The organism is Segniliparus sp. (genome assembly GCF_051660745.1).
Lineage (GTDB): Bacteria > Actinomycetota > Actinomycetes > Mycobacteriales > Mycobacteriaceae > Segniliparus.
The window spans coordinates 38,633-52,316 of record NZ_JBOFQF010000003.1 but is presented as its reverse complement, the minus strand read 5'-3'; the positions used below and the strand labels follow the sequence as shown (position 1 = coordinate 52,316).

Here is a 13,684-nt window from a genome sequence, read left to right as displayed (position 1 = left end):
TAGATTAACCGAAATGAAGATCCAGAGCAGAAAGGCGGCCGCGGCGCTCGTGGCGCTCGCGCTGGCGCCGGCCTCTGCCGCGTGCCACGCGACCGGCGACCCGCCCGTGCGGCCCAGCGGCCCCCCCGCTGTCGCCTGCGCGCACCCGATCCCCTCGGTCGAGACCTTGCAGGGCATGCTCGACCGGGCGCTCGACCCGAAAATCCCGAGCCCGGAGAAGACGGACCTGCTCGAAGACGGGGACAAAGATCCGGAGCTCTTCGACCAGCTCGTCCAGGCCAATCGGGAGAACCCGGACATCAGCTACAAGATTTTGGACGAGAGCAAGATCGACTCGGGCTGCCTGCTCCACGTCTTCTTCAGCATCTCCAAGGGGGACCAGCACCTCGACAAGGTCGAGATCTTCTTCGTCTGGCAGGGCGACAAGTGGAAGCTCGCCAAGCGTTCCGTGTGCAGCCTGCTCGTGGACATCCTGCAGAAGACCAGCCCGCTGTGCGCCAGCTACGCCCCGTCCGGGCCGCTCCCGCCAGTGACGCTGCCCCCCGACATCCACGTCCCGCAGTGATCTCCGCGACGACCGGGCCCGCGCTCAGTCGTCGTGCGTGACACAGATGGCCACATGGCCCGTGTCGCGCGTCCGCGTTTCCATGAGCTGCCCGTTCACGAAGATCTCGCAGGTGTAGAGGCCCGAGGGGCTGGCCGAGGCGCCCGCCGGGGAGTCGACGTACACGCCGACCGGGGCCGCCGGGACGTTGTAGCCGTCGGACCCGCCGCCGACATGGAAGCTGTAGCTCCACGGCAGGCTCGCGGCGTTCGTCACGCCCTCGCCGCCAGAGCCCTGGTACCGGATCCTCGCGATGTTCGCGCCCTGCGTCCCGGAGACCTGGTACGTCACGTCGTAGCCCGAGGCTCCGCCGATCGTCTTCGCGCTCGCAGGCGCCGCCGCCCCGAGCAGAGCCGCAGCACCGAGGGCCGCTGCCGCCGCGAATGCTTTCTTCGCCACCATGGCCATCACCTTCATTTCTATTATCGGATCATCGGATGTATTTACCTCTTGTTCAACTCGCACGAGGCGGGAATTATTCGCGTTTTCCTTATCTCTCGGATCACATGTCGACGAGGCGGGAAGACAGCCTGGTCGTGAGGCTCCCCCCGCCCGCCAGCGGCAATCGCGCCGCCAACGCGGACGCGTCTTGCCGCTGCGCGCGCCGGGCTGCCCGGACGGGCTCCGGCATGCCAACCCAGGCAGGGCGGTCGTCCGGGTAGCGGAACTCGCTCTCGATCGCGGCAGGGGCGAAGCCCCGGTCCCACGTCGCGCTGCCCTCGCCCAGCTCGACCGCGTGCCGCAGGAGCTCCTGGCCGTCCACGTCCACCGCCAACGAGCCCCGCCACGCCCCCTCGGCCTCCCCGAACCGGCCGATCTGCGCCTGCTCCACGAGCACGGCAGAGGCCCCGCTGGCGAGCCGCAGCGCGGTCGCCCCGTGATGGGCGGCCCGGCCCGCGACGATGACCGGCTGCGGTTCGAGCAGCAGTCTGCCGCCCTCGGCGACGTCGAGCTCCCACGACCACGAGGAACGGTCGGTCGCGGATCCCGGCAGGGCCACGCTCGCGGCCACGCCGCGCACCGTCAGCGAGGCCCCCTCGCCCACATGGACCTCGACCACGACCTCGTCGCCGCCGAGCGGTCCTGCGGCGGCGGAGACGATATGGACCTGGTCCTCCCCGGTGAGGCGGACCGTGAACACCCCCTCCGAACGCCATCGCGGGACCCTGCCCGCGACGGCGTCAACGCGCAGCCACGAGCGCATCGAGCTGCGGTTTGAGCCAATCGGTCACCGGAGTCGCGGCAGGGTCCTCGGTCAACGACAGAAAGACGGTCGGGCGGCCCGCGCGGACCGCGCTCGCGTCCCGGTCCATCACGGACAAGTCCGCGCCGACGAGCGGCGCGAGGTCGGTCTTGTTGATCACCAGCAAGTCGGCGAACGTGACCCCCGGCCCGCCCTTGCGGGGCACTTTGTCGCCGCCCGCCACGTCGAGGACGAAGATCTGCGCGTCCACCAGCCCGGTGGAGAACATCGCCGTGAGGTTGTCGCCCCCGGACTCCACAAGCACCAGGTCGAGGCCGGGGTTCGCCTCGACCAGGTCCTCCACCGCGTTGAGGTTCGCGGTGATGTCGTCGCGGATCGCGGTGTGCGGGCAGCCGCCGGTCTTCACAGCGGTGATCCGCTCGTCCGGGAGCACCGCGTGCCGACGGAGGAAATCGGCGTCTTCTGTGGTGTAAATATCATTCGTGAGCACAGCGAGCTGATAGTCCTCGCGCAGCGCCCGGCACAGCGCCGCCACCAGAGCGGTCTTTCCCGAGCCCACCGGCCCGCCGACGCCGATCCGCAGCGGCTCCCCCGGCTGGCGTTCGCGGTGGTGATGGTGCTGTCCGTGGTTCTCGTGCGGCATGCCCTCCACAGTACCGCGCGCCGGGACTGCGCTCGTGCGCGTCTTCTGGTAGAAGCGTCCTAGGACGAAACCGTATTCCAGACACCCAGGACTTCGAGGAGAAGACAGCCGTGCTTGAAAGCGCGACGCAGCAGCAGCCGACCGAGGCGACGGGCGAGCCGCCCGCCGCCGCCAAACCGAAGACCGCGAAATCGCAGGCCGCCATGGTGTTGCGAGTGGTGAGCGGGAACTTCCTCGAAATGTACGACTTCATGGTGTTCGGCATCTTCGCGCACGACATCGGCAGGGTCTACTTCCCCGCCCACAGCCACTACGTGTCCGAGCTCGCCGCGTTCGCGACGTTCTGGCTCGGCTCGGTGATGCGGCCCGTGGGCGCGCTCGTCCTCGGCCCCTACGTCGACCGGATCGGGCGGCGCAAGGGGCTTCTGCTCACCCTGCTGATCATGGCGATCGGCACCGCCATGGTCGCGTTCCTGCCCGGCTACGCCCAGATCGGGATCCTCGCGCCGATCGGGGTGATCGCGGGCAGGCTCTTGCAAGGCTTCTCCGCAGGCGTGGAGCTCGGCGGCGTGTCGGTCTACCTCGCGGAGATGGCGCCGCCGGAGCGCAGGGGTTTCTTCGTGAGCTGGCAGTCTGCGAGCCAGCAAGTGTCGGTCATCGTGGGCAGCATCGTCGGCATCCTCATCCGCGAGACACTCCCGCACCAGGTCCTGGTCGACTGGGGCTGGCGGATCCCGTTCGTCGCGGGCTGCCTGATCGTCCCCTTCATCTATCTCGTCCGCCGCTCGCTGGAGGAGACCGAGGGCTTCGCGCACCAAAACCACCACCCGAGCTTCGCCGAGATCCGCCAGAGCGTCGCCGCGAACCTGCCGCTGGTGATCGCGGGCATGGGCTGGGTCGTGATGACGACGGTGTTCTTCTACTTCATCACGAACTACACCGCGACCTTCGGCAAAGAGGACCTGCACCTGTCCGTGCGCCAAAGCCTCGTCGTCGTCCTCTGCGTCGGCATGGCGAACTTCTGCGTCCTGCCGCTGTCCGGGGCGCTGTCGGACCGAATCGGGCGCGGCCCGATCCTGGTGGTCGCCGCGACGCTCGGGGTGCTCACCGCGTATCCCGCCCTCCTATGGCTCGTCACCCACCCCTCGTTGGGGCATATGCTCGCCGTCGAGCTGTGGCTCGCGCTGCTCTACGCCAGCTACAACGGCGCGATGGTGGTCGCGCTCGTCGAGGTCATGCCGAAAGCGGTCCGGGCCACCGGGTTCTCGCTCGCGTACAGCCTCGCGACCATGCTCGGCACCTTCACCGACCTCGGCGGGAAGTGGCTGGACCAGAACTACGGCAAAGGCGCCCCGGGGCTCTGGCTGCTCTTCGCCGCGGCCTGCGGCCTGTCGGCGACGATCTGGTTCTCCCGCAAAGGATTGTTGACCCGGCGCTGAGCGAGGCAGCCTGCAGCCGAGCCGGGAAAAGGATTTGCCGGAGTACCACAGGGAAGCGGATACTGACCAGATGCTCGACCTCTTCGCCGATCCCACAGCGGATCAGTTCCGATCACTGGCCCGCTCCTCCCCGTGGCGGTGGTCGACGCTGGAGTACGAGCGCAGCGTCTTCGGCGGGGAACGGCGCGAGCGCGGCTCCCTGCGACGGCCCGACAAGCTCCGAGTCGAGTCCAGCGACGGAGCCGTGTCGATCATCGAGGCCTCGCTGGACTCCGGCGGCTCGACCGTCGTGGCGGTCGGGTTCATCGGCTGCGACGATCTCGACCCGGCCGAACTCGCCGCGATGACCGCCGAGGCCAGCAAGCCGAAACCGCGCATCTGGCCGACAGAGGCCGCCCCGGTCTACGACGAAGACGGTTTGGTGCTGGCCCGGCCGCACGAGGCGTTCCCATTCGCCATCCAATACGACCCGCCGTTTCACCGCGATTACCACTGGGTCGCGACGCTCGACCCGGTGGAGCTGGCCGATGGCCGCGATGGCGCGGCCGAGCCGCCTGTCGAGCTCCACGACCTGCGAGCGGTGCTCCACCACGGCAGGCCCGCGTGGGAGGCGCTCGCGACGCCGACGGCCCGGTACTCCCCGCGCTGCGGCTGCTGCCCGCTGCTGGCAGGCGACGACGACGAGCGGAACTCCCGGTGGATTCCTTCGGGCCCGTCGCTGGTGCGCCTCGACGTGCAGACAGGTGTCTGCGTGTTCGTCCTCCGCCCGGACGACGGTTCGGGCCTCGAAGCCCGAACTGACCTCGACCTGCGCGTCATCGCCGTGGACGAGGCCATGGACGACGAGCTGTTCCGCGAGCCGGAGTGAGCCGCAGGGCGGTCAGCCGATATCGCCCGGCGGCTCGTCGTCCGGGCCGAGGTCGCGTTGGGCCCAGGCCACGTCGCGCCAGGCCCCGTGCTTGAAGCCGACCTTGCGGTGCACCCCCGAGAGCCGGAAGCCCATCGCCCGGTGCAGGGACTCGCTCGCCCGGTTCGGCAGCGTGTAGCCGCCGAACGCGCAGCGGTAGCCCCGCTCCGCGAGCCTGGCCAGCAGCTCGGTGTACAGCGCCCTGCCACCGCCTTTGCTCGCGCTGCCCCGCTGCAGGTAAATGCTCACCTCGCAGCTCCACTGGTACGCCGCGCGCGACGCGAACGGGCCGGCGTAGGCGTAGCCGACGACGCTGCCCTCTTGCTCCAGCACCAGCCACGCGTGCCGCTCCTGCGCCTTCGCGATCCGGGCCGCCATCTCCTCGGCGGTCGGCGGGACCTCTTCGAAGCTGATCGCCGTGTCCAAGACATACGGCGCGTAGATCGCCGCGCAGGCCGCCGCGTCCGCCGCAGTCGCGTCGCGGATCGGGAAGCCGGAAACAGAGCTCGCAGTCATGAGCGGCCACGTTACCGGAAACAAGAGCGCGGCCCCGGAGCCAAGCTCCGGGGCCGCGCTCTTACTGCGGCTTGATCAGCCCTTGTGCTTCTTGACCTCGGCCTCGAGGGTCGGGGCGACCTTGAACAGGTCGCCGACGACGCCGTAGTCCGCGATCTCGAAGATCGGGGCCTCTTCGTCCTTGTTCACCGCGACGATGGTCTTCGAGGTCTGCATGCCCGCGCGGTGCTGGATCGCGCCGGAGATGCCGAGCGCGACGTACAGCTGCGGGGAGACCGTCTTGCCGGTCTGGCCGACCTGGAACTGGCCCGGGTAGAAGCCGGAGTCCACCGCTGCGCGGGACGCGCCGACCGCAGCGCCGAACGAGTCGGCCAGGGACTCGACCACCTTGAAGTTGTCGGCGCTGCCGACGCCACGTCCGCCGGAGACGACGATGGCCGCCTCGGTGAGCTCCGGGCGGTCGCCCTTCACGAGCGGCTCTTTCGAGACGATCTCCACGGCGTTGGCGGCGGGCTCGGGCACCTCGACCTGCTCGACGACGCCCGCGGCCTCCTGCGGCGCGGCCGCGACAGCGCCCGGACGCACGGCGATGACCGGGACTTCGCCGGTGGTCTGCGCCTCGACGGTGAACGCGCCGCCGAAGATCGAGTGCGTGGCCGAGCCGTCCTGCTTCACGTCGATGACGTCGGTGAGCAAGCCGGAGCCGAGCCGCGCGGCGACTCGGCCCGCGACCTCTTTGCCGTCGATCGACGCGGCGACGAGGATCGCGGCCGGGGAAGCGGTCTCCGCGAGGTTCGCGAGCACGTCCACCTTGGGGGTGAGGAAGTACTTCGTCGCGGCCTCCGACTCGGCGGCGTAGATCTTGTGGGCGCCCGCGGCCTTGAGCGCCGAGACGAGCGAGTCCGTCGTGCCGGGGGCGCCGACGACGACGGCAGAAGCCTCGCCGATGGCGTTCGCGGCGGTGATGAGTTCCAGGGCGACCTTGCGCGGAGCTCCGTCCGCGTAGTCGATGAGGGCGAGCACTTCAGCCATAATTCTCTCCTAAATAAGTCTTCTCGATGCGTGCGTCAGTCAGGTCAGATGATCTTCTGGGAGATGAGGTACTGCGCGATCTGCGGACCGCCAGCGCCGTCCTCGTCCACGACCTTCTCGCCAGCGGACTTCGCGGGCTTCGCGGCGACCGACAGGACCTTCGACCCGGCGTTCGCGACGCCGACCTCGTCGGCCTCGACGCCGAGGTCGGCCAGGGACAGCACCTCGACCGGCTTCTTCTTCGCGGCCATGATGCCCTTGAAGGACGGGAACCGGGGCTCGTTGATCTTCTCGGTCACCGACACGATCGCGGGGAGCGGGGCCTTGAGCGTGTAGACGGCCTCGTCGGTCTCGCGCACGGCGGTGATGCTGTCGCCCTCGATGACGACCTTGCGGACGCTCGTGAGCTGGGGCAGGCCCAGGTACTCGGCGACGATCGCGGGCACCGCGCCGACGCGGCCGTCGGTGGCCTCGTTGCCCGCGATGACCAGGTTCACGCCCTCAATGGTGCCGAGGGCCTTGGCGATCACCCAGGCGGTCTGGATCGCGTCGGAGCCGCGGATCGCGTCGTCCTGGACGTGCACCGCCCGGTCCGCGCCCATCGACAGCGCCTTGCGCACTGCCTCGCCCGCGCGCTCGGGGCCGACCGTGAGGACGATGACCTCGCCCCCGTCGCGCTCCTTGATCTGCAGCGCCTCCTCGACGGAGCGCTCGTTGATCTCGTCGAGGACGGCGTCCGCCGCGCCTCGGTCCAACGTGTAGTCACCATCGGCCAGCTTGCGCTCGGACCAGGTGTCCGGAACCTGCTTGATCAGTACAACGATATTCGGCATGGGTTTGCCTCGTGTCTCCTCGATCGACGTTTTCGGTTAGGGCGCGGCGCGAGCTCGCGTCGCTGCGGTGGGGTTTGCCGGGTCACTCGCGGGACTGCGCGCGTAAGTTACCCGTCAGTAACGTACCACCACGAAGCCACGCTACCGCATCGCCTCCGAAAAACGCGCACCTGGTCCTCTTGATAGTGTTGCGAGCTAATGTCCACACCATCCGAACTCGATCCGTTGCCGCTCACCGGAGAGCGAACCGTGCCCGACATCGCCAGGGAGAACTATTGGTTCCGCAGGCACGAGGCGGTGTACGAGATGCTGTCCCCCGCCGGGAACGAGCTGTGCGAGAACCGCGTGGTGCTCGAAGCGGGCTCCGGGGAGGGCTACGGCGCGAACCTCCTCGCCCGCCGCGCCCGGGCCGTGTTCGCCCTCGACTACGACCAGCAGGCCATCGCCCACACCCGCGCCAAATACCCGGCCGTCACAGCCGTGCGGGGCAATCTCGCGCAGCTGCCGTTCCGGTCCGACTCCATCGACGTCGTCGTGAACCTGCAGGTGATCGAGCATCTTTGGGACCAGATCGGCTTTCTTCGGGAATGCCGCCGAGCGCTGAAGAGCGGCGGGACGCTCATCGTCTCGACGCCCAACCGGATCACCTTCTCCCCCGGCAGGGACGTGCCCCTCAACCCGTTCCACACCAAAGAGTTCGCGCCCGCGGAGCTCTGGGACCTCATGGCCGAGGCCGGGTTCCAGGTCGCCTCCATGGCGGGCCTCTACCACGGCCCGCGCCTGGCCGGGCTCGACTCGCGGCACCCCGGCGGGCTCATCGGCGCGCAGACCGAGCTGGCGCTGTCCGGCGAGCCGTGGCCGGACGAGCTGCTCGACGCTGTGTCTTCCATCACGACAAAAGACTTCGATTTCGAGGCCCGTGGCCGTGACGACGTGGACCGGCTCGACGACTGCCTCGACCTGATCGCCTTCGGGACCAAGGCATGACCCCCCGCAGCGCGCCGAGCAACAGCGTGCCGGGGATGTTCAGCTTCGTCCTGCACACGCACCTCCCCTGGGTCGTCAACCACGGCCGGTGGCCGGTGGGCGAGGAATGGCTCTACCAGGCGTGGGCCCAGTCGTACCTCCCCCTGTTCAGCCTGCTGCGCAGGCTGGGCGAGACCGGTCGGACGAACCTGCTCTCCTTGTCCCTCACGCCCGTGCTCGCCGCCCAGCTGGACGACCCCCTCGCGCTGACCGGCATGCGCCATTGGCTCGCGAACTGGGCCCTGCGCGCCGACGAGGCCGCCGTGGTCCAGTCGACCGGCGCGCGCCCGGGGACCGCCAGCTCGCCCGAGGCGCTGCGCCGCCTCGGCGCCTACGAGCACCGCCAGGCGAGCGCCGCGCTCGCCGAATTCGAATCCAGCTGGTTGCACGGCGGCTCCCCGGTGCTGCGCCAGCTCGTGGACACGAACGTGGTCGAGCTCCTCGGCGGCCCGCTCGCCCACTCGTTCAGCCCGCTGCTCAACCCGAGGATGCGCGAGTTCACCCTGCGGGAGGGCCTCGCCGACGCGCAGGCCCGCGGCCTTGGCCGCCCGCGCGGCATCTGGGCCCCCGAATGCGCCTTCACCCCTGGGATGGGCGACGAGTACGCGCGGGCCGGGGTGGAGCGGTTCCTGCTCGACGGCCCCGCCATGCACGGGGAGACAGCGGCAGGCAGGCCCGTCGAGGGCACCGACGTGCTCGCGTTCGGGCGGGACCTCTCCGTCACCTACCGCGTCTGGTCGCCCAAGTCCGGCTACCCCGGCGACGGCGCCTACCGGGACTTCCACACCTACGACCACCTCGTCGGCCTCAAGCCCGCCAGGGTCACCGGCCACCACGTGCCCGACGCCGAGAAAGCCCCCTACGACCCCGCTCGGGCCCAGGTGGCAGTGCGCCGCGACGTCGCGGATTTCGTGCAGACGGTGCGCGAGCGCCTCGTCGCCGAGTCGGCCAGGACCGGGCGGCCCGCGCTCGTGGTCGCGGCGTTCGACACCGAGCTCTTCGGACATTGGTGGCACGAGGGGCCGGAGTGGCTCGAACAGGTGCTGACCGCGTTGCCCGAGGCGGGCGTGCGGGTCGGCACCCTCGCCGAAGCGGCCTCGGACGGATTCGTCGGCGAGCGCCTCGACCCGGGCGACTGCTCCTGGGGATCGGGCAAAGACTGGCGGGTCTGGGCAGGCCCGCAGGTCGCCGACCTTGTCGAGCTCAACGCCGACGTGGTGGACACCGCGTTGCGCAGCGTCGACAAGCGGCTCGCGCAGCCCCAGTTGTTCCGCGACCGGGTCTCCGACCAGATTCTGCGCGAGGCGCTGCTCACCGTTTCCAGCGACTGGGCGTTCCTCGTCAGCAAGGACACCGCCGCCCAATACGCGCGGGGCCGGGCGCATCTGCACGCGCACGCCACGCGGGAGATCGCGGAGGCCGCCGAGTCCGGGCATGAGGCCAAAGCCGTCCGGCTCGCCGCTGGCTGGCAGATCGCGGACAGCCTCTTCGGCAGGCTCGACGCCCGTCGCCTCGGGCCCCGTTGATGCGTGTCCTGCTGCTCAGCTGGGAGCATCCGCCCGTCGTGGTCGGCGGGCTCGGCAGACATGTGCAGGAGCTCGCCAAGGCGCTCGCCGGGCTCGGGCATGAGGTCGTGGTGCTCTCCCGAGGCCCGATGGGAGCCACCGCCGCGCAATCCCCGCTGGCCACGACGACGCAAGACGGCGTGCGGGTCGTCTCGGTGCCCGAAGACCCGCTGAGCCTGGAATTCGGCTCGGACCTTGTCGCATGGACGCTCTCGTTCGGGCACGCCATGCTCAGGGCGGGCCTTGCGCTCGCGGAATCCTTCCAGCCCGAGGTGGTGCACGCGCACGACTGGCTGGTCGCCGCGCCCGCGATCGCATTGGCCGAGCATCTCGCCGTCCCGCTCGTCACCACCGTCCATGCCACTGAGGCAGGGCGCCACGACGGTTGGATCGGCAACCCCGTCAGCGCCCAAGTGCACTCGGCGGAGCGGTGGCTCGCGCACGGCTCCGACGCGTTGATCTGCTGCTCGGAGTCCATGTGCCGCGAGACGACAACCCTGTTCGAACCGTTGGACGAGCCAGTCGCGGTCATTCCCAACGGGATCGACTTGTCCATCTGGCCGTTCCGCCCGCCGGACCGCTGCGCGACCCCGCCCCGGCTGCTCTTCGTCGGCAGGCTTGAGTACGAGAAAGGCGTCCACGACCTCGTCGCGGCGCTGCCCGCGATCCGCACAGCGCATCCGGGGACGACGCTGTCGGTCGTCGGCACGGGCACCCAGGAGCAATGGCTTCGCGAGATCGCGCGCGAGCACAAAGTCGCGAGCGCGGTCAGGTTCTTCGGGAAGCTCGACCGCAACGGGATCCAGCGCCATATGCGGGCGTCGTCCGCGATGGTCGTGCCCAGCCGTTACGAGCCGTTCGGCTTGGTCGCGCTCGAAGGCGCGGCCGCGGGCGTCCCGCTGGTCGTCGCCGACACCGGCGGGCTCGGCGAAGCCGTTGCCGAGAACGTCAACGGTCGGACCTTCCCCCCCGGCGAGGTCGCCGCGCTCGCCGAGGCGGTGGGCCGCTCGCTCGCCAGCCCCGCCCGCTCGGCCCGCATGGCGAAAGCGGCCAGGGACCGGATCGCCGACGGCTTCGACTGGCGCTCGGTGGCGGAGCGGACCGTCGAGGTGTATCGCGGCGCGAAGCGGCACGACAGCCGAGAGCCGACCCCCCGGCCCAGCCTCAAGCTGCCGGTGCGGCTGCTCCAGCCTTAGATTTCGACAATCCCGAGACCGGGGTCGACCCTGCGCAAATCGTCGGGATCGGAGGTGACCACCTGGTGACGATGCTCCCGAGCGTCCACCGCAACATGCACATCGACGATGTCGTGGTGGCGAGACTTCCCGCATAGCAATCCCACCCGCCGAGCAGCCTGTTCGTCAAGCACGGGCACACCGACATGGCCCGAGGCAAGCAAACGTGACAAGCGAGCTTGTCTCGGACCGCCGCGCCAAGCTTGGGCCAGTGCGGTCGCGGGGACGTGGAGGGGCAGACGCTGCCGCACGGCGCGCGCAATCAACTTCCGTATCCGCTCATCGCCACGTTCGAACGCGATCAACGCACCGGCGTCCAGCGTGTAGCCCGCTCTCCCGTCCACGCTCATGCCGATTGCGCCCTGCCGAGCAACCGGGCGATCTGCTCTTCCGCCCATGCTTCGGCCTCCGGCGACGGCGGGCCGTACTCTTCGTCCATCTCTCGCAGCAAACTCTCGAGAGGGTCTTCGCCGTCCCCGTGCGCGTCCTGCCGCGAAACTGCCCCGCATTTCTCCGCCACAGCAGCGGCGACGAAAGCCGCGACGGACTTCGCCGCCCCCTCGGACACAGCCCGCTCGATAATTTCGAGCTGCGCGTCCGTCAACGTCGCCGACACTTTCTTTCCCATGGAGAAAGTGTAGCGGGGATCACTGACAGCGCCAGTGGGAAATCAGCCTGCGGTGGTCGGCAGCCAGGACGGGCGCTTCGCTTCGAAGGCGGCCAGGGCGTCCGCGTGCTGCAGTGTGAGCGCCACGTCGTCCAGGCCTTCCAGAAGCCGTCCCCGCACGCCGTCGTCGATCCGGAACGCGACGGTCACCGGGCCCGCCGTGACCGTCTTCTTGGCGAGGTCCGCCGTGATCTCAAGGCCGGGCTGCTCTTCGAGCGCCTTCCACAGCAGCTCCACGTCCGCTTGCGCCACCTGCGCGGTGAGCAGGCCCGACTTCCCGGCGTTGCCTCGGAATATGTCGCCGAACTCGGCGGCGACCACGACACGGAAGCCGAAGTCCCACAATGCCCAGACCGCGTGCTCGCGCGAGGAGCCGACGCCGAACGGGCTGCCCGCGACGAGCACCGAGCCCTGGTCGTAGGGGGGACGGTTGAGGACGAAGTCCGGCTCCTTGCGCCATTCCGCGAAAAGCCCGTCCTCAAAGCCGGTGCGGGTGATCCGCTTGAGGTAGACGGCGGGGATGATCTGGTCGGTGTCCACCTGGAAACGACGCAGGGGCACGCCGACTCCGGTGTGGGTAGTGAACGGTTCCATTATTTCCTCCTCACAGGTCGGCCGGGGACGACAGCTTGCCGCGCACCGCCGTGGCGGCGGCGACGAGCGGCGACACCAGATGGGTGCGCCCGCCCCGGCCCTGACGGCCCTCGAAGTTGCGGTTCGACGTGGACGCGCAGCGCTCGCCTGGCGCGAGCTGGTCCGGGTTCATGCCGAGGCACATGGAGCAGCCCGGCTGGCGCCACTGCGCCCCGGCCCGCTCGAACACCTCCGCGAGCCCTTCCGCCTCGGCCTGCTCGCGCACCCGGCCCGAGCCGGGGACGATGAGCATCCGCACGCCCTCGGCGACCTTGCGGCCCTTGAGGACCGAAGCCACCTCGCGCAAGTCCTCGATCCGCCCGTTCGTGCACGATCCGACGAACACCGCGTCCACCGAGATGTCCCGCAGGGGCGTGCCTGCCGCGAGGCCCATGTATTCGAGCGCGCGGCGGGCGGCGGCCCGCTCCTGGTCCTCGCCGAGGGTGTCCGGGTCGGGCACCGCGGACGAGAGCGGGGCGCCTTGGCCCGGGTTGGTGCCCCAGGTGACGAACGGGGCGAGCTTGGAGCCGTCGATGAAGACCTCGCGGTCGAACCGCGCGCCCTCGTCGGTCGGCAGCTGCCGCCAGGCGGCAACGGCGTGGTCCCAGTCGGCGCCCTTCGGCACCCGCTCGCGGCCTTTGAGGTAGGCGAAGGTCGTCTCGTCGGGGGCGACCATGCCCGCGCGGGCGCCCGCCTCGATCGACATGTTGCACATCGTCATGCGGGCCTCCATGGAAAGCTCTCGCACGGCTTGGCCCCGGTATTCGAGCACGTGGCCGAGGCCGCCGCCGGTGCCGATCTCGGCGATCACCGCGAGAATGAGGTCTTTCGCGACCACCCCCGGCGCGAGCGAGCCGGAGACGTTGATCGCCATCGTCTTGAACGGCTTGAGCCACAGCGTCTGTGTGGCCATGACGTGCTCGACCTCGGAGGTGCCGATGCCGAGCGCGAAGGCGCCGAACGCGCCGTGGGTCGAGGTGTGGCTGTCGCCGCAGACCACGGTCGTCCCCGGCTGGGTGAGCCCCAGCTGCGGCCCCATGACGTGCACGATGCCCTGCTCGGCGGCGCCCATCGGGTGCAGCGGCACGCCGAACTCGGCGGTGTTCACGCGCAACGCCTCGATCTGGGCGCGGGAGACCGGGTCTTTGATCGGCCCGAGGACAGTGTCCGTCGGGACGTTGTGGTCCTCCGTCGCGATGGTGAGGTCGGGCCTGCGCAGCGTGCGGCCCGCGAGGCGCAGTCCGTCGAAGGCCTGCGGGCTCGTCACCTCGTGGACGAGGTGCAAGTCGATGTAGAGCAGGTCCGCGCCGCCCGCCTCGTCTCGGGCGACGACGTGGTTGTCCCACACTTTCTGGGGCAAGGTCCGTGGGGCTGTCACGG

At 69.8% G+C, this 13,684-nt stretch carries 16 protein-coding genes; 6 read left to right on the top strand and 10 right to left on the bottom strand.

The genetic code is table 11. The features are described 5' to 3' along the window. Positions 1–13: 13 nt before the first annotated feature. Positions 14–565 (top strand): hypothetical protein, encoded by a 552-nt coding sequence (locus ACRC20_RS00630; RefSeq protein ID WP_438684390.1) that lies wholly within the window; start codon positions 14–16, stop codon positions 563–565. A 24-nt stretch (positions 566–589) separates the two neighbouring features. Here ACRC20_RS00630 and ACRC20_RS00625 read toward each other — a convergent pair whose 3' ends face one another. The 3 genes from ACRC20_RS00625 to ureG form a co-directional block, all read right to left on the bottom strand. After that, positions 590–1,021 (bottom strand): hypothetical protein, encoded by a 432-nt coding sequence (locus tag ACRC20_RS00625; protein ID WP_438684389.1) that lies wholly within the window; start codon positions 1,019–1,021, stop codon positions 590–592. Between the two features lie 85 nt (positions 1,022–1,106). Beyond that, positions 1,107–1,808 (bottom strand): urease accessory protein UreD, encoded by a 702-nt coding sequence (locus tag ACRC20_RS00620; protein WP_438684388.1) that lies wholly within the window; start codon positions 1,806–1,808, stop codon positions 1,107–1,109. Further along, positions 1,786–2,451: an urease accessory protein UreG gene (gene ureG, locus ACRC20_RS00615; RefSeq protein ID WP_438684387.1), complete on the bottom strand. Its 666-nt coding sequence runs from the start codon at positions 2,449–2,451 to the stop codon at positions 1,786–1,788. The genes ACRC20_RS00620 and ureG overlap by 23 nt, the downstream gene beginning before the upstream one ends. Positions 2,452–2,561: 110 nt before the next feature. On the opposite strand from ureG, the gene ACRC20_RS00610 reads away from it, so the two are divergent. Both ACRC20_RS00610 and ACRC20_RS00605 read left to right on the top strand, forming a co-directional pair. Beyond that, positions 2,562–3,890: an MFS transporter gene (locus tag ACRC20_RS00610; protein ID WP_438684386.1), complete on the top strand. Its 1,329-nt coding sequence runs from the start codon at positions 2,562–2,564 to the stop codon at positions 3,888–3,890. 70 nt (positions 3,891–3,960) lie between these two features. After that, positions 3,961–4,758 carry a hypothetical protein gene (locus ACRC20_RS00605; protein WP_438684385.1) on the top strand — a complete coding sequence of 266 codons (798 nt, stop codon included), beginning with the start codon at positions 3,961–3,963 and terminating at the stop codon, positions 4,756–4,758. Positions 4,759–4,770: 12 nt separating this feature from the next. Here ACRC20_RS00605 and ACRC20_RS00600 read toward each other — a convergent pair whose 3' ends face one another. From ACRC20_RS00600 to ACRC20_RS00590, 3 genes are all read right to left on the bottom strand, one after another. After that, a complete protein-coding gene (locus tag ACRC20_RS00600) occupies positions 4,771–5,313 on the bottom strand; it encodes a GNAT family N-acetyltransferase (protein WP_438684384.1) in 543 nt (180 codons plus the stop codon). Positions 5,314–5,388: 75 nt separating this feature from the next. Continuing rightward, positions 5,389–6,345, bottom strand: coding sequence for an electron transfer flavoprotein subunit alpha/FixB family protein (locus ACRC20_RS00595; RefSeq protein ID WP_438684383.1), 957 nt, complete (start codon positions 6,343–6,345; stop codon positions 5,389–5,391). Between the two features lie 44 nt (positions 6,346–6,389). Further along, a complete protein-coding gene (locus ACRC20_RS00590) occupies positions 6,390–7,178 on the bottom strand; it encodes an electron transfer flavoprotein subunit beta/FixA family protein (RefSeq protein WP_438684382.1) in 789 nt (262 codons plus the stop codon). 198 nt (positions 7,179–7,376) lie between these two features. Between ACRC20_RS00590 and ACRC20_RS00585 the strand changes: the two genes are divergently transcribed. The 3 genes from ACRC20_RS00585 to ACRC20_RS00575 are packed head-to-tail and all read left to right on the top strand — an operon-like array spanning position 7,377 to position 10,965. Continuing rightward, complete coding sequence (locus ACRC20_RS00585; protein ID WP_438684381.1) at positions 7,377–8,165, top strand: class I SAM-dependent methyltransferase; 789 nt, start codon at positions 7,377–7,379, stop codon at positions 8,163–8,165. Continuing rightward, a complete protein-coding gene (locus ACRC20_RS00580) occupies positions 8,162–9,730 on the top strand; it encodes a 1,4-alpha-glucan branching protein domain-containing protein (protein ID WP_438684380.1) in 1,569 nt (522 codons plus the stop codon). Before ACRC20_RS00585 ends, ACRC20_RS00580 begins: the two co-directional genes overlap by 4 nt. Continuing rightward, complete coding sequence (locus ACRC20_RS00575; protein WP_438684379.1) at positions 9,730–10,965, top strand: glycosyltransferase family 4 protein; 1,236 nt, start codon at positions 9,730–9,732, stop codon at positions 10,963–10,965. The genes ACRC20_RS00580 and ACRC20_RS00575 overlap by 1 nt, the downstream gene beginning before the upstream one ends. On the opposite strand, the gene ACRC20_RS00570 is transcribed toward ACRC20_RS00575, so the two are convergent. The 4 genes from ACRC20_RS00570 to leuC are packed head-to-tail and all read right to left on the bottom strand — an operon-like array spanning position 10,962 to position 13,682. Then, entirely contained in the window at positions 10,962–11,354 is a 393-nt protein-coding gene (locus tag ACRC20_RS00570) for a PIN domain-containing protein (RefSeq protein ID WP_438684378.1), read from the bottom strand. The two genes, ACRC20_RS00575 and ACRC20_RS00570, sit on opposite strands and share 4 nt — an antisense overlap. Beyond that, positions 11,351–11,632, bottom strand: coding sequence for a hypothetical protein (locus ACRC20_RS00565; protein ID WP_438684377.1), 282 nt, complete (start codon positions 11,630–11,632; stop codon positions 11,351–11,353). The genes ACRC20_RS00570 and ACRC20_RS00565 overlap by 4 nt, the downstream gene beginning before the upstream one ends. Positions 11,633–11,674: 42 nt before the next feature. Beyond that, the gene (gene leuD, locus ACRC20_RS00560) at positions 11,675–12,265 is read right to left on the bottom strand and encodes a 3-isopropylmalate dehydratase small subunit (protein WP_438684376.1); all 591 of its coding nucleotides are present in this window, start codon (positions 12,263–12,265) and stop codon (positions 11,675–11,677) included. A 10-nt stretch (positions 12,266–12,275) separates the two neighbouring features. Beyond that, positions 12,276–13,682, bottom strand: coding sequence for a 3-isopropylmalate dehydratase large subunit (leuC, locus tag ACRC20_RS00555; protein WP_438684375.1), 1,407 nt, complete (start codon positions 13,680–13,682; stop codon positions 12,276–12,278). Positions 13,683–13,684: the final 2 nt, after the last annotated feature.

Excerpts from the sequence above, each read along its gene's own strand:
- ACRC20_RS00630 (WP_438684390.1), top strand. The coding sequence starts at position 14 with ATGAAGATCCAGAGCAGAAAGGCGGCCGCGGCGCTCGTGGCGCTCGCG.
- ACRC20_RS00625 (WP_438684389.1), bottom strand. The coding sequence starts at position 1,021 with ATGAAGGTGATGGCCATGGTGGCGAAGAAAGCATTCGCGGCGGCAGCG.
- ACRC20_RS00620 (WP_438684388.1), bottom strand. The coding sequence starts at position 1,808 with ATGCGCTCGTGGCTGCGCGTTGACGCCGTCGCGGGCAGGGTCCCGCGA.
- ureG (WP_438684387.1), bottom strand. The coding sequence starts at position 2,451 with ATGCCGCACGAGAACCACGGACAGCACCATCACCACCGCGAACGCCAG.
- ACRC20_RS00605 (WP_438684385.1), top strand. The coding sequence starts at position 3,961 with ATGCTCGACCTCTTCGCCGATCCCACAGCGGATCAGTTCCGATCACTG.
- ACRC20_RS00600 (WP_438684384.1), bottom strand. The coding sequence starts at position 5,313 with ATGACTGCGAGCTCTGTTTCCGGCTTCCCGATCCGCGACGCGACTGCG.
- ACRC20_RS00595 (WP_438684383.1), bottom strand. The coding sequence starts at position 6,345 with ATGGCTGAAGTGCTCGCCCTCATCGACTACGCGGACGGAGCTCCGCGC.
- ACRC20_RS00590 (WP_438684382.1), bottom strand. The coding sequence starts at position 7,178 with ATGCCGAATATCGTTGTACTGATCAAGCAGGTTCCGGACACCTGGTCC.
- ACRC20_RS00585 (WP_438684381.1), top strand. The coding sequence starts at position 7,377 with ATGTCCACACCATCCGAACTCGATCCGTTGCCGCTCACCGGAGAGCGA.
- ACRC20_RS00580 (WP_438684380.1), top strand. The coding sequence starts at position 8,162 with ATGACCCCCCGCAGCGCGCCGAGCAACAGCGTGCCGGGGATGTTCAGC.
- ACRC20_RS00575 (WP_438684379.1), top strand. The coding sequence starts at position 9,730 with ATGCGTGTCCTGCTGCTCAGCTGGGAGCATCCGCCCGTCGTGGTCGGC.
- ACRC20_RS00570 (WP_438684378.1), bottom strand. The coding sequence starts at position 11,354 with ATGAGCGTGGACGGGAGAGCGGGCTACACGCTGGACGCCGGTGCGTTG.
- ACRC20_RS00565 (WP_438684377.1), bottom strand. The coding sequence starts at position 11,632 with ATGGGAAAGAAAGTGTCGGCGACGTTGACGGACGCGCAGCTCGAAATT.
- leuD (WP_438684376.1), bottom strand. The coding sequence starts at position 12,265 with ATGGAACCGTTCACTACCCACACCGGAGTCGGCGTGCCCCTGCGTCGT.